Annotated in this window: 13 protein-coding genes; 5 read left to right on the plus strand and 8 right to left on the minus strand. The window is 68.9% G+C overall.

Going from position 1 to position 13,076, the window contains the following annotated elements; translation table 11 throughout:
- The first annotated feature begins 224 nt into the window (after positions 1-224).
- Positions 225-2,615: a DEAD/DEAH box helicase gene (locus AB0K67_RS33260; protein WP_364068088.1), complete on the plus strand. Its 2,391-nt coding sequence runs from the start codon at positions 225-227 to the stop codon at positions 2,613-2,615.
- A gap of 39 nt (positions 2,616-2,654) precedes the next feature.
- Here the strand turns inward: AB0K67_RS33260 and AB0K67_RS33265 are convergent, their stop codons facing one another.
- A complete protein-coding gene (locus tag AB0K67_RS33265) occupies positions 2,655-3,284 on the minus strand; it encodes a hypothetical protein (protein WP_364068089.1) in 630 nt (209 codons plus the stop codon).
- 283 nt (positions 3,285-3,567) lie between these two features.
- Positions 3,568-4,590, minus strand: coding sequence for a protein kinase family protein (locus AB0K67_RS33270; RefSeq protein ID WP_364068090.1), 1,023 nt, complete (start codon positions 4,588-4,590; stop codon positions 3,568-3,570).
- 329 nt (positions 4,591-4,919) lie between these two features.
- On the opposite strand from AB0K67_RS33270, the gene AB0K67_RS33275 reads away from it, so the two are divergent.
- Positions 4,920-5,390: a hypothetical protein gene (locus AB0K67_RS33275; RefSeq protein ID WP_364068091.1), complete on the plus strand. Its 471-nt coding sequence runs from the start codon at positions 4,920-4,922 to the stop codon at positions 5,388-5,390.
- 556 nt (positions 5,391-5,946) lie between these two features.
- Positions 5,947-6,417: a S26 family signal peptidase gene (locus AB0K67_RS33280; protein ID WP_364068092.1), complete on the plus strand. Its 471-nt coding sequence runs from the start codon at positions 5,947-5,949 to the stop codon at positions 6,415-6,417.
- On the opposite strand, the gene AB0K67_RS33285 is transcribed toward AB0K67_RS33280, so the two are convergent.
- The 4 genes from AB0K67_RS33285 to AB0K67_RS33300 form a co-directional block, all read right to left on the minus strand.
- Positions 6,324-8,192: an ABC transporter ATP-binding protein gene (locus AB0K67_RS33285; RefSeq protein ID WP_364068093.1), complete on the minus strand. Its 1,869-nt coding sequence runs from the start codon at positions 8,190-8,192 to the stop codon at positions 6,324-6,326. The two genes, AB0K67_RS33280 and AB0K67_RS33285, sit on opposite strands and share 94 nt — an antisense overlap.
- A gap of 5 nt (positions 8,193-8,197) precedes the next feature.
- Positions 8,198-8,734, minus strand: a complete 537-nt coding sequence (locus tag AB0K67_RS33290) for a hypothetical protein (RefSeq protein WP_364068094.1) — start codon at positions 8,732-8,734, stop codon at positions 8,198-8,200.
- Between the two features lie 109 nt (positions 8,735-8,843).
- Entirely contained in the window at positions 8,844-9,368 is a 525-nt protein-coding gene (locus tag AB0K67_RS33295) for a MauE/DoxX family redox-associated membrane protein (RefSeq protein WP_364068095.1), read from the minus strand.
- A 25-nt stretch (positions 9,369-9,393) separates the two neighbouring features.
- Entirely contained in the window at positions 9,394-9,534 is a 141-nt protein-coding gene (locus tag AB0K67_RS33300) for a hypothetical protein (RefSeq protein ID WP_364068096.1), read from the minus strand.
- Between the two features lie 182 nt (positions 9,535-9,716).
- On the opposite strand from AB0K67_RS33300, the gene AB0K67_RS33305 reads away from it, so the two are divergent.
- Positions 9,717-10,643 (plus strand): LuxR C-terminal-related transcriptional regulator, encoded by a 927-nt coding sequence (locus AB0K67_RS33305; protein ID WP_364068097.1) that lies wholly within the window; start codon positions 9,717-9,719, stop codon positions 10,641-10,643.
- Between the two features lie 232 nt (positions 10,644-10,875).
- On the opposite strand, the gene AB0K67_RS33310 is transcribed toward AB0K67_RS33305, so the two are convergent.
- Together AB0K67_RS33310 and AB0K67_RS33315 are read right to left on the minus strand one after the other, a co-directional pair.
- Positions 10,876-11,010 carry a DUF6086 family protein gene (locus tag AB0K67_RS33310; RefSeq protein WP_364068098.1) on the minus strand — a complete coding sequence of 45 codons (135 nt, stop codon included), beginning with the start codon at positions 11,008-11,010 and terminating at the stop codon, positions 10,876-10,878.
- A gap of 92 nt (positions 11,011-11,102) precedes the next feature.
- Positions 11,103-11,513, minus strand: coding sequence for a hypothetical protein (locus AB0K67_RS33315; RefSeq protein ID WP_364068099.1), 411 nt, complete (start codon positions 11,511-11,513; stop codon positions 11,103-11,105).
- A gap of 689 nt (positions 11,514-12,202) precedes the next feature.
- On the opposite strand from AB0K67_RS33315, the gene AB0K67_RS33320 reads away from it, so the two are divergent.
- On the plus strand, positions 12,203-12,919 hold the full coding sequence (locus AB0K67_RS33320) for a hypothetical protein (RefSeq protein WP_364068100.1): 717 nt from the start codon (positions 12,203-12,205) through the stop codon (positions 12,917-12,919).
- The last annotated feature ends 157 nt before the right edge of the window (positions 12,920-13,076 follow it).

Consider the following 13,076-nt stretch of genomic DNA (forward strand, 5'->3'; position numbering starts at 1 on the left):
AGCAGTGGGGCCGGCAAGCCGCCGGCGTACGAGCTTGGCACTCGGCCGTGCACGTAGCCGCCGATCGTGCAGAACAAGGATTGGCCGCACGTAGCGTCGGGATCGCCCGAGCAGGCGAGATCGCCTGGGGAGTGGTTCCCCTCGGGATGGACGACAGGGACGTCGTCAGGCTTCTATGGGAACGGGCGCATCTTCCTCTGGTCACGGCAGAGGATCACGCCGTCATGCGGCTGCTCACCGACGACATCCCCCGCGCCATCGACGATGTTCAGCCTCTTCTTGGTATGCGCCGTTTCTTCACCGGAGCGGCGACGAAGCAGACGGCAGAGGCCGCCGCCGCATTCCTGCGCGGTCACCACGCGGCGCTCACCGGCTGGCCGAACCGGGCGGAGCGGCTCGGCGCCTTCAGGGGCACCTTCGACCAGGGGCGCTCGGGATTCGGCGCGCTTCTCGATCCCGCCCTTGGTTTCTCCCTTGTGGCCAGGTATGCGAGTTCGCGGCCTGAGCTTTTGGACAGTTCGATTTTCCAGGGTCTGCCTGAGGCTCTGGACGTCATCGCCAGGGTCATCGCGAGCGAGGAGCAGTACCGTGCTGCCGCATCCGATGCGGCCGAGAAGGTACGGCGCGCCGACGTTCGGCGGATGCTGCAGGAAATGCCGGTCGATGCCTTGCGTACCGCCACCCGCGAACGCCTTCGGGTAGGCGTCCTGTCCCAGGCAGGCATTCGAACGGTCCAGGAGGTGCTCGACTGGGACGCAGCCCTGACAGAGTTACCGGGCATCGGAGGGACGTCCGCCTGGCGGATACTGGGAGCCGCACACACGTTGTGGCAGACGACCTACGACGAGATGCCGGTACGGATCGACATCAGCAACCGATCACCCGAAACAACCACACTCCTGCGGCGACTCGCCGAGTGGGACTCATGCCGCCAGACCAGAGGCGCATCAGCCGACCTTGAACGTGCCGCCGAGCTCGCTCCGCTGAGGACGACTATCACCGGTGGAACGAGCCATCTCCTGGTGATTCCGACCAGGGAGCTCACTGCCGGGGAGCTCCGTGAGAGCATCCACATCGTCAAACGGCGTGCCGAGCTGCTCGACTCCTCTCTGTCGTCCGGCGGGCCGACTCTTGGTGGCGACCCATGGGATGACTTCCTCAGCCGTCCCGCGGACTACTACGCCATGCTCGCGGAACTGGGCTTCATCACCGAAGACGAGAACGCAGCGCACGGCGACCTGCCCGAAGAGATCATCAAGGCCGTTCGCGACCAGACACTCAGCGGTGAACACATGACCGCGTCTCTTCGTGGTTACCAGAGCTTCGCGGCCCGCTTCGCCCTGGTACAGCGCAAGGTCATCATCGGTGACGAGATGGGCCTCGGGAAGACCGTCGAGGCCATCGCGGTCCTCGCCCATCTACGAAGCCGGGGTGAAAGCCACTTCCTGGTGGTTTGCCCGGCAGCGGTGGTGACCAACTGGATGCGTGAGGTGGCCGGCAAGTCGAAGCTGCGGGCGCATCGAGTCCACGGTCCTGATCGGGAACGTGCCAGCCGAGCCTGGATGCGAGACGGCGGAGTCGCTGTCACGACGTACGAGACGCTGGCGTGGTGGGGACCGACCTTGAGCCGGCACCGTGACCTCGCATGCATCGTGGTCGATGAGGCTCACTACATCAAGAACCCGCAGGCCAAGCGCACGGTGCGGACGACGGAGCTGATCGCGCGCGCCGATCGGGCGATTCTCCTCACGGGCACACCGCTGGAGAACAGAGTGGCCGAATTTCGAAATCTCGCGTCGTACGTGCGCCCCGACCTTACTGTCGACGCCTCCGATCTTTCGCCACGGATGTTTCGGCGGCAGATAGCACCGGCGTACCTCCGTCGCAACCAGGAGGACGTGCTGACCGAGCTTCCCGAGCTCATTGAGATTGATGAATGGTTGCCGATGAGCTCGGCTGATGCTTCCCGTTATAGAGCGGCCGTGCAGAGCGGAAACTTCATGGAGATGCGGCAAGCAGCCCTCTTGGAAGGGCGCGACTCCGAGAAAATGAAACGGCTCATCGAGATCGTCCGTGAGGCCGAAGAGAACGAGCGGAAGGTCATCGTTTTCTCGCACTTCCGGCGGGTATTGGACCTGGTTTGCCAGTCCCTTCCCGGCCCGGTGTTCGGACCGTTGACGGGGTCGATTCCGGCGCATCACCGCCAGCACATGGTGGACCAGTTCTCGGCGGCCAGGCACGGCGCGGTGCTCGTCGCTCAAATCGTGGCCGGTGGCGTGGGGCTCAACATCCAGTCCGCGTCTGTCATCATCATTTGCGAGCCGCAGCTCAAGCCGACCACAGAGGCCCAGGCCATAGCCCGCGCACACCGGATGGGCCAGGTCCAATCGGTACAGGTCCACCGGCTGCTGTCGGAAGACAACGTCGATCAACGGATAACCGAGCTGCTCGCGGAGAAGAAGGCCCTGTTCGATGAATTCGCTCGAGTGAGCGAGATGGCCGAGTCGACGCCAGAGGCCGTGGACCTCACCGAGGCACAACTTGTCAAGGAAGTCCTTGCCGCCGAACGCAAACGTCTGGCTGAACAAGCCTCAAATAGGCACGTGTCACACTGACACCAGCCGTCGTTAGTCGACCTGTATGTAGACCGGTTCTCAAGGACGGGTGGCGAGGACGGCTATGGCTATTTCGCCGTTGACGGCGTGGTTCGCCACCCGTGGTGCTACCACGCTGTCGACGATCACCGTCGCTTGGGAGGCTGAGCCGGAGCTGTAGCTGACGCCGTCCACCACGGCTTCCTCCGCGATGACGACCGGTTCCGTGGCGTGGTTTCTGCGGCTCGGTACGTGGATGAGCTGGACGCGTTCGCCCCGTCGCAGGTCGTAGGGGGCTTGGCCTGGCTTGAGTGCCAGGCCCAGGCGGACGGGGTGTCCCGCCGTCGTGCCGCCATCGGCGCCTGCGACCATCGCCGGGGTGAGGAGCGTGCCGGGCGGGACCGTGACCGACGCCACCGTGGTCGCGAGCCGAGCCCGTTGCGACCAGGGCCAGTACGTGCCGCCGTCGTCGGCGACACGAGCCTCCTGCAGCACGGCGGGGCCGAAGGGCTGGCCGGCGCCGACCCGGCCGGTGACGCGGATGACGGACATACGCTCATCGGCGCTCATCACCAGCATCATCGTGGTCAGTGCGCCGCCGAGCACCAGCAGCACGGCCAGGGCGGCGAGGCCCGGCTTGCGCTGGCGGGACCACTGGGGAAGCTGACGGGAGGCGGCGTCGGTCAGCACACCCGCTCCTTAGCGTCTTCTGTAAGCCTTCTGTCGGAGTTGTAGGGGGTTCCGAAGCTCTCTGTCAGGCTGCGGGGGTCGGGCGTCTTCTCCTGGAGTTGCGGGGTTAGGACTTTTCTCTTGGGCTTTTCGAGTTGTGGTGGTCGGGGCGTCGGTGGATCGGCGGGGGCATGGTCGCTTCTGAGCGGCGGGCGCGGGCCGGCCGGTGTTCAACGCCCTGCCGATCACGCCGCCACATCTTGTCACTCAGGGTGATCGGCCGCAATCCGTTCGTGTCAACCGCTCATGGGGCCCGGCGGCAGACGTCCTGATACGGCGCTCCGCCCAGGTACCGGTCCCACTCGGCGGGCGTCAACGTCCGCCCGACACGGTCGCACGCCTCCTCGGGCACCCGCCGCCCGTCAACGGGGATCGTCCGTACGGCACCCTCCATCCCGGCGTGCAGGGCCGTCCCGTCGGCGTTGAACGCGAGCGACCACGGCCGGCCCGCCCGCACCAGGTAGGAGCCGCCGAGCCGGCGCCGGGCGGGGATGTCCCAGAGCTGGAGTACGCCGTCCAGCGAGGCGGTGGCAAGGGTCTTGCCGTCGGGTGAGAAGGCCAGGAAGTCGACCTCGCCGGCGGCCCTGGGGAGGGCGGGGAGTATGCCGCCTGAAGGGTCGGACGCGACGTCGGTCGGCTCGCCGTCGGCGCGGTGGTCGAGCACGGTGTGGCGGGTGCGCAGGTCCCAGACCTGGACGTCCCGGCCGCGGAAGGAGACGAGGTGGCGGCCGTCCTGGCTGAAGCGCAACCGGCCGCCGGTTCCGCAGGCGTCGCAGGGGACGGCCGCGCCGCGCGGTCGGCCTGAGACGGCGTCGACGAGGGCGATGTCGGTACGGCCGCCGCAGGCGAGCGTCTTGCCGTCGTCGCCGATCGCCACCGCCTGCGGCCGCTTCGCGCAGGCGGCGAACGGCCGCTCGCTCCGCCACCCCGGCAGCGCGATCTGATCGAGGCGGTCCCCCGGCAGCAGCAGGCGTTTTCCTGCGGGGTCCGCGACAGGGTGGTTCCTGTGGGGTCCACGACCGGATGGCTCACCACCTTCCCGCCGCGCCGCTCGGAGACGGGCCCGCCGAACCGCTCGCCGGTCGCGACGTCCAGCAGGTATGGCGCGCAGCGTGGAGTCGGCGGCGACGTGCAGCACCTTGACCGCGACCCGGTTGCCGGCGTCGTCGTAGGCGTCGTGGACGACGCCCTGGCCGCCGGAGCCGAGCCGCCCGGCGAGCCAGTGGTCGCCGATGCGCTGGGAGTCCCCCGGGGACAGCGCTTCCATGACGGGTTGAATGTCCTCTTTCTGGTGAACGGTGGGCACGGCAAAAGAGGACCGGCGCGGCCATTCAGCCGGTTCCGGTGTTCAGCAGCCTCGGATGGTACAGAGGGCCACCGACAGCCGTTCAGGACTCCCCGACATTTCACCACTTAAGGCGAAATGTCGGAATTCACAACCGAACATCATTCGTGCTGAGGGGCGCCTATCGCGCGAATTGCCTGGTCGCCGACGCGCCGCGAAAAAACCTCAGATCGCCGCGAACCTCTGCCGCCACAGCGCTATCCAACCTGATGCACCACGGGACAATGAGCTTCCAGAGGGGACATATACCGATGCGATCCAAGCTCGCCGCCCTGATCCTCACGGCCGTCACCGCCGGCGCCTGCGTCGCCGCTACCGCCTCGCCCGCCGCGGCGACGACGTCCGCGTACGGCAAGAGCAAGTGGATCAGCGCCACCAAGGGCTGGCAGCACACGGGCGTGTACGTCGAGCCCGGCGACCTGGTGCGGATCCGCGCCACCGACGGCCGCTGGACGGTCGACCACCGCAAGTTCCCGTACGTGTCGGCCAACGGCTACCACCGCTACACCGACCGCAAGATCTACCAGGGCTGCAAGATCCTGCGCGGGCTCCCGTACGGCACGCTGATCGCCAGGGTCAACGGCGACCACTACCGGGTCGGGACGCGCGGCGTCTTCCGTGCCCGCCAGGCCGGTTTCCTGCAGCTTCGCGTGAACGACGCCGACGGCTGCCTGAAGGACAACGACGGCACCGTCATCGCCAAGATCAGGGTCAGCAACTGACCCCGTTGGAGATCACGGGGTGAGCGCGCATCCAGTGGCGCTCTGCTTCCAGCTGGATCTGCGGGGGACACGCTGTTCAGCGTGAACGGCGGCCCAGGCAGGGGCGCCTGGGCGACACGGGGAAGCGTCCGTCATAAGACGACGCGTACGGGGTTTTCAACGGGGAATTCTTCATCGGCGAAGTCAATGACCTGACTCGCATTCGGCTTAGACAACGCCGGTCTCTTCTTCGAACGTCACCATCCTCTTATGGTCGGAGAATGATGACGCCTGCCCAGGTCTCACCATGACCAAGGCAGGCGTCGCCTTTTGGGGAAGCCGGTGAAGTGTGAAGCGGCTGCGCCGGTCATGCCGTAGGAGCGATTCGGCTCGACGGGCGTGTGGTGGCCTTTCTTGCGCGGGAGCGTGCGGATCAACGGCGTGCATCCGCCCGGTGGACTATGCGGCCTCAGCGGTGATGATTCCGGTGACGAGGGCGAGCAGGCCGTCCATGCAGACGGTCAGGCCGACGATGAGCCCGTGGCGTACGTTGATCTTGCCGGTTTAGGGTGAGGGCGTGTGGTTCGCGCTCGCCGCCGTCGCGGTGCTCGTCGTCGTTCCGGCGGTCGTCGCCCGGCGCAGGCTCGTCGTCGTCCAGGTGAGCGGCGTGAGCATGGCGCCGACCTTCCTTCCCGGTGATCGGGTGCTGGTACGCAGGACCTCGGCGGTGCGGCGCGGCCAGGTGATCGTCTTCGAGTCGACGCGGCCCGGCGGGTGGGGCACGGGGCCGCCACGGCCGCCGTGGGCGATCAAGCGGGTGACCGCGCTGCCCGGCGATCCCGTGCCGGATGACGTGGCCGGGGCGGCCAAGGCCGGGCCGGGTGAGCGGGTGCCCGAGAGGGCGCTGGTGGTCGTCGGTGACGGCACGTCCAGCGCCGACTCCCGGGTGTACGGCTATCTGCCCGCCGACCGGGTGCTCGGCGTGGTCGTACGCAGGCTCTCGGCAGGCCCGTCGTCCCCCGCGCCGCCGGACGAGCCGGTTTCGTAGCCGGCCGCCTGCAGCGTGAACAGCCTGGCGTACTCGCCGTCCGACGCCATCAGCTCGTCGTGCGTACCGCGTTCCGCGATGCGGCCCTCGCTCAGCACCACGATGAGGTCGGCGTCGCGTACGGTGCCGAGCCGGTGCGAGATGAGCACGCTGGTGCGCTCGCCGCGGTAGGCCCGCAGGCCGGTGTGGACCTCGTGCTCGGCCTGGGCGTCGAGGCCGGAGCTGGGCTCGTCGAGAATCAGCAGGTCCTGGCGCTGCCGCAGGTACGCGCGGGCCAGCGCGAGCCGCTGCCACTGCCCGCCGGACAGCGAGACCCCCGACTGCTCGTCGCGGTCGCCGAAGAGGCGGCTGAGCATGGTGTCGTAGCCGCGGGGCAGCGCGGCGATCGTGTCGTGGACGCCCGCCCGGCGGGCCGCCTCCCGCACCTGGTCGCGCCCCGCTGACAGGTCGCCGAGCTGGATGTTCTCGGCGGCGGTGAGGTCGTAGTCCATGTAGTCCTGGAAGACCGCGCCGATGCGCCCGCGCAGGTCGGCCGGGTTCACATCGCGCAGGTCCACGCCGTCCCAGGTGATCCGGCCCTTGCTCGGGTCGTACATCCGGCACAGCAGCTTGACCAGGGTGCTCTTGCCCGCGCCGTTCACGCCGACGAGCGCCACCGTGCGGCCGTACGGGATGAACAGGTCCACCCCGCGCAGGATCCAGGGGTGCTCGTCGCTGTAGCGGAACCACACGTCGCGCAGCTCGATCCCGCGCCGCAGCGCGGGCAGCGCGACGGGCTCGCGCGGGACGGGCAGGTCGGGCTCGGCCGCCACCACCTCCATGTAGTGGCCGAACATCAGCAGCGCGTTGTGCACGTCGGCCCAGTGCCTGACGATCGCGGTCAGCGCCGCCTGGACGCCCGCGACGGCCGCGACGAAGACCGTCACGTCGCCCACGCTGATGTCCCCCGACGCGGCGCCGGCGATGGCCCAGATCAGCCCGCCGGCCGCCACCGCGCTGCCGAGCAGCGCCATCGCGCCCTGGCTGCGCAGAGCGCGGCGATCGACGTCGCGCTCGGCCCTGTTGATGTCGCGCACCTCGTCGAGCATCCGGGTACGCAGATAGTCGCCCAGCCCGAACAGCCGCACCTCCTTGGCCGCCTCGGGCCGGGTGAGCAGGTCACCGAAGAACACCTGGCGCCGCATGGCGGGGGTGATGTCCCACATCACCTCGGCACGTTTGCGGCTGAGCATCAGCTCGACGCGCGCCGTGGGCAGCGCGGCGAGGGCGATGACGACGATCATGAGCGGGTTGATGGCGGCCAGGCTTGCGGCGAAGCCGGCCAGAGTGATGATCGCCTGCCCGATGGCCAGCACGCCGATGACCAGGCGGTCGGGGGCGTTGCCGCTCGCGTCGTACGCCAGCCTGAGCGTGTCGTGGAAGCCCGGCGTCTCGAACCGGCTGAGCCCTGGATGGCGGTTGACCGCGCGGAACAGCCGGTCGTAGATGAGCACGCGCAGCGACCTGCGCAGCTGCGCCTTGGCGTATTCGGCCAGGTGCGGCAGCACGATCACGGCCAGTCCCGCGACGGCGAGCCCGGCCGCCGCCGGGGCCAGCGCGGCGAAGCCGTCGCCCCTGATGATCGCGTCCAGTACGAGCTTCGTCAGCCAGGCGGTCGCGACCGGCGCCACCCCGCTGAGCACGCCGAGCACGGCCGCGCTGACGGCGGCGGCGGGGTGGGCCGTCCAGGCGAGTGCGGCGGCGACGCGTATACGGCCGAGCAGGGGGTTCGCCATGACGGTCAGAGGGTCGCCGGGATCGGCAGCTCGTCCGTGGAGCGCGCCGACGCCGTCACGACGCCCGCGCCGTCCACGAGGTAGAAGCCGGGGAACGGCGGGCGCCCGAAGGCCGTGTACATGGGGCCGTCGCGCTGCTCGGTGACCACGGTCGCGACGTCCGCGAGCGCGGCGGTGAACGTCTCCTCCTTCGGCCCGCCGCCCACGACCAGCGCCACGACGCGGTCGCGGCCCAGGTGGCGGATCCGTTCGGCGAACACGGGCAGGTGCTCGTCACAGGCGGAGCAGTCGGTGGAGAACATGCCGACGACGGTCGGCCCGCCTCCTGCGCCGAACGTGGCCCTGCCGGCGGCCGCGCCGGTGACGGCGGTCGCGGTGAAGTCCGGCAGCCTGGTGCCCGGCGGGGTGAAGGCGGGCGGCGCGGTCACGTGCCGCAGGACGTTCGCGTGCTCGCGCAGGCGGCGTATGACGGCGAGGAGCAGGAAGAGGTTGAGGGCGCTCAGCGCGCCGACGAAGACGACGGCGGCGACGAGGAAGGACATCGGCGACCCTTACGTACGGTTGAACGGGGCGGAAGGGGGCGCGGCGTGGGAGGCGGGGACTCAGGGCTCGGGGCCCGGGGCTCGGGGCGGGCAGGCACGGCGCGTGAGCTCAGTGCGGCTTCGCGAACAGGTCGGCGAGGTCGTCGGTGAAGACGGCGAGCAGCGCGAGCAGGCCCCCGGCGGCGATCGCCAGCACCGCCCCGGCGACGTGCAACCGCGCGTCCCCGTACGAGGTGGCCGCCCCGGCGACGGCCACGGCGACGAGGGCGAGGTTGCGTACGAGGTGTCTGCGCCCGAGCGGCGCCGCCGGCGTTCCGAAGCAGTTGCAGGAGGCCCGGGTCCCCGAGCGGAGCGCGTGCCCGATGCCGAGGGAGAAGGCCAGCAGCGCGGCACCGGCCAGGACCAGCCCGGCCGGTGCCGTGGACCTCGTCGTCAGCAGCACGACGGTGGCGGACTCGACGGCGACCACCGCGGCGGGCAGCGCGGCCGGCACCCGGCCCCGCGGCAGCGGGACGAGCGCCGGCACCGAGCGCCGGAACGCCTCGAACGCCGCACGCCCGCGCACCTTGCCGACCACCGCCACCAGGAAGACGATCCCCAAGGTGCAGCGGGCGGTCACCGCGACGTACTCCATGCCGCTGATCCGTGAGGCCGGGAACTCAGCGGCAGTACGTCTTGCCGGCGTAGATGCAGCAGTGGATACCGGTGTCGGTCCACCAGCAGGGCTCGGCCTCCGCGGTGGTGGTGGGCAGGAACCTGCTGAGCAGCCGGTCGCTCAGCTCGTTGAGTGCACGGATCACAGGGGTCCTCCTTGTGGTGCGAGCCGGCGGCGGAAACGCCGGCAAAGGGGCGCCGTTCGCGATTTGGGTGATCTACGACGACACCTGGACAATAACCACGGATGATCAACTGACATAAGCAGTCAGCGCTGGCAGCATGCTGTAGTGCCGTGCAGCTTCCTGTCACGTCCATCGGGAGCCACATGAGCCTCAGCAGTCTCGGACTGACCGATTTCGAGGAGTGCGTCTACCGAGACCTCCTGAGCGGCCGCGAGACGGCGACGGACGATCCGGACGACTTACCTGCCGCGCTGCACCGGCTGGCCGATCTCGGCCTCGTACGCTTCGACGAGGCCGGACACCCCGTCCCCGTGGAGCCGGAGATCGGCGTCAGCCGCCTGATCCGGCGGCGGCTGCTGGAGACGCACGTGCAGCAGCGGCGCATCTCGGCGGCGTGGGAGGCGGTCCACCTGCTGAACGCGCAGCAGCGCGACTCCTGCCGTACGGTCACCATCGAGCAGATCGACGGCACCGACCGGATCTACGAGCGCATCTGCTCCCTGGCGCTCGACGCGCAGGAAGTGCTGATCATGCAGCCGGAACACCTCCGCCCGTGCACCGACGGGCTCTCGGCCCGCCTGCAGCGGATCGCGGAGGGCGCCCGCTGGCGCACGATCATCTCCAGGAAGAGCCTGCTGGATCCGGCGGTCATGGATCTCTGCGTCACGCTGCACCGCGCCGGCGACCACCATCGGCTCATGGACGACGACGGGCAGGCCATGGTGATCGTCGACCGGTCGGTGGTGTTCGTGCCCAGCGAGCCCGACGGAGGCCACCGGAGCGCCCTGATGATCTCCCAGACTGGGGTCGTCGCGGCCATGACCGATCTGTTCGAACGCGTCTGGGCGCACGCGCAGGACCTCGAACCCTGCCACGCGCCCGGCCTCACCCCGCGCGAGCGGCGGGTGCTCTACCTGCTGGCCAGCACCCATAAGGACGAGGTGGCGGCCAGGGAGATGGGCGTGAGCCTGCGGACATACCGGCGGCACGTGGCCGCGCTGCTCGAACGGCTGGGTGCGGCGAACCGCTTCCAGGGCGCGCTGCTGGCCAAGCAGCAGGGCTGGATCTGAACGCCGAGCCAGAGGCGCGGGCTCCCCGACCGGCTCCGAGCACGCGCCGAAAGGACCGGCTCCGAGCGCGCGCCGAAAGGCTCCGCGTTGAGCGCGCGCCGAAAGGCTCCGCGTTGAGCGCGCCGAAAGCGGGGGTCGCCGGGTCAGCGGGGCATCGCGCGGGCGTGCCGCGCCACCAGCTCCGCCCATCGGGCTTCGGCGCCATCCCCGGGCAGCCGGGTGCCGGGGCCGCTCACCTGATCGGGCCGAGCCCCGTCGGCAGGCCCGTCTCCGGTGCGAGGGCCTCGGCCGTACGCAGGAACAGCGCGGAGACCCCGTTCGACGGGTTCCACAACACGTCATCGCCTACCCGGTAGTACCGGCTCACCGCACCTCCTCCGACGCCGCCGCTGTCCCTCCGGTCGATCATGAGGTGGAGTGAGGGTGGGAAGCAACCCGATGAGGCATCCGTCGGATTTATCAGTAGATGCGGTACTTCTTGCCGCAGTTGTCGAACTTCCCGGCCCAGCAGGAGAACGTGTACACCTTCTGGATCCCCCGGCCACTCCACGTACCGACGACCTTGCCGTCCCACGCCTTGTTGAACTTCACCCAACGGCCGTTCCGGTACACCTCGAACCAGACCCAGCCCTTCTTACCACCGCGCTTGTCCACGCCGTACCACTTCGTGAACACCTTGCCGTGCGACTTCCACGTCTCACCGAACGTGTACGCCTTGTAGTCGCTGGAGAAGAACCTCCCCCAGCTCGTCCCCGCCGAGGAAGCGGCGCTCGCGGTCGTGGCCGAAGCGGCCTGCGCCGGACTGCTGATCGCCAGGCCGGTAACGGCCATCGAACCGGCAAGGGCGGCGATCGCCAAGGTCTTCCGCATTTCGGGTTCCTCCCCGTCATTCGGTGTGTTCCGCTTGATGACAGGGACAGTACGGAGCTTCACCCCGATCAACTGTGGACGAATACGCACAACGACCGTGACGGCCGTCACACGCCCGCCGCTGGGACCCGCCTCCCTCGCAGAACGCCCGGTATGTGGCGACGACGGCGGCGAGCACGGTGGCGAGCGAGCCCGCGACGATGACCAGGGTGTGGTCGTGGAAAGCGAGAACCGTCAACGCGGTTCCCGCCACTACGAGGAGCACGGCCAAGGTACTGCGGTAATTCCCACGCATGGCGATGCCGGCCTTTCTCGGAATGACGACAGGAAGAGATGGAAGGAGCCGCGGAAAAGCGGCGCCCTGCGACGTCTACAGCGAAACGCATGGCCGGCGGCGGACGCCAGATTTCGAGCTGAGTTGGGACGGCTTAAGCCGGCTCCCCGCCGTATAGAGACTTCGTGGGCCGCACCGGTACGCGGAAAACCACCCCGAGGACGGATTGGGACGCTGTACGCTCGGGCCGGGAGTCAAGCTGAGACCGATTGGGACACCTGACGACCGGTCGAGGACGCTCGTCAACCGCCCGCCATCGGTACGATCACGCCATCGATGGCCGCTCTCGGTACGGCCGCCCCCCTCGCCGCACTACCAAGGAAGGAGTAGTGCTCGTGCCATGTGCAAAACAGCTGTGACCACCGACTTGAGCACCATCACGACATGGCCGGAGGCCATTGCCGAGCTGAGGAAGATACGGGCGACGAAACCCCGGCAGAGCTACCGCCACCTGCATGACAAAATGGTGCGCGGCAACCGGGACAACGTGCTGACCTCGGACAGCGTCCCCAGCAAGTCGACGCTGCAACGCATATTCACCGGCGAAAAGCGGCCCAGGGTCAGTTATCTCATCGGCATTCTGTACGCCCTCGACGTCCCGCGCGAGCAGTGGTGCGCCTGGCGTGACCTCGTGAGCCGTCTGGAAACCGCCGAGCAGGGCGATTGTCCGGCGAGTTCCAAGACGGCGCACGATGAGCTGGCGTTCATGAGGTTCCGGCTGGAAAGCGTCGAGAAGGAGATGAAGGCGCTGCGCAACCTCGTTCTCGAAAAGGAGGACAAGCCGGAGAAGGCGCTGCGTCAGGTCCAGGAGCTGCAGGAGCGGCACGAGAGCGCCGCCGAGCGGCTGCAGACATGGGAAAGACCTGCGGCTCCGCGCGGCGAGGTGCCGGCCGTGAAGCCCGGCTTCATCAAGACGCGGGCGAAGCCCGAGCAGCGCCACCTCAGCCCAGGCTCCAACGTCTCCCTCATCCGCCCCTATGTGTACGGCGAGACGTGCGGACGCAGCGCCTGGCCGGGCGACAGGAGCAAGCCCGCAGCCGAACGCGAAGCCGGGAAACCGTCCTCCGTATGAGTGGAGGGGCCCGCGTGGGCCCCTCCGAGCCGGGCGGTCGATCGTGTGCGCGGTGTTGCGCCTCTTCTCCAAGACCGCGACGACGTCGCGCCACCGGCCACCGTGGGCACTCAACCGGTCGGCATACGGGTGAACAGCGTGACGCCGAGCTCCCGCT

It is taken from the genome of Nonomuraea sp. NPDC052634 (assembly GCF_040678535.1).
Lineage (GTDB): Bacteria > Actinomycetota > Actinomycetes > Streptosporangiales > Streptosporangiaceae > Nonomuraea > Nonomuraea fastidiosa.

What these genes read in the sequence shown, in the direction of transcription:
- AB0K67_RS33270 (WP_364068090.1), bottom strand. Translation starts at nt 4,590, where the DNA reads ATGGAAGCGCTGTCCCCGGGGGACTCCCAGCGCATCGGCGACCACTGG.
- AB0K67_RS33295 (WP_364068095.1), bottom strand. Translation starts at nt 9,368, where the DNA reads ATGGAGTACGTCGCGGTGACCGCCCGCTGCACCTTGGGGATCGTCTTC.
- AB0K67_RS33290 (WP_364068094.1), bottom strand. Translation starts at nt 8,734, where the DNA reads ATGTCCTTCCTCGTCGCCGCCGTCGTCTTCGTCGGCGCGCTGAGCGCC.
- AB0K67_RS33260 (WP_364068088.1), top strand. Translation starts at nt 225, where the DNA reads ATGCGGCTGCTCACCGACGACATCCCCCGCGCCATCGACGATGTTCAG.
- AB0K67_RS33315 (WP_364068099.1), bottom strand. Translation starts at nt 11,513, where the DNA reads ATGCGGAAGACCTTGGCGATCGCCGCCCTTGCCGGTTCGATGGCCGTT.
- AB0K67_RS33305 (WP_364068097.1), top strand. Translation starts at nt 9,717, where the DNA reads ATGAGCCTCAGCAGTCTCGGACTGACCGATTTCGAGGAGTGCGTCTAC.
- AB0K67_RS33285 (WP_364068093.1), bottom strand. Translation starts at nt 8,192, where the DNA reads ATGGCGAACCCCCTGCTCGGCCGTATACGCGTCGCCGCCGCACTCGCC.
- AB0K67_RS33275 (WP_364068091.1), top strand. Translation starts at nt 4,920, where the DNA reads ATGCGATCCAAGCTCGCCGCCCTGATCCTCACGGCCGTCACCGCCGGC.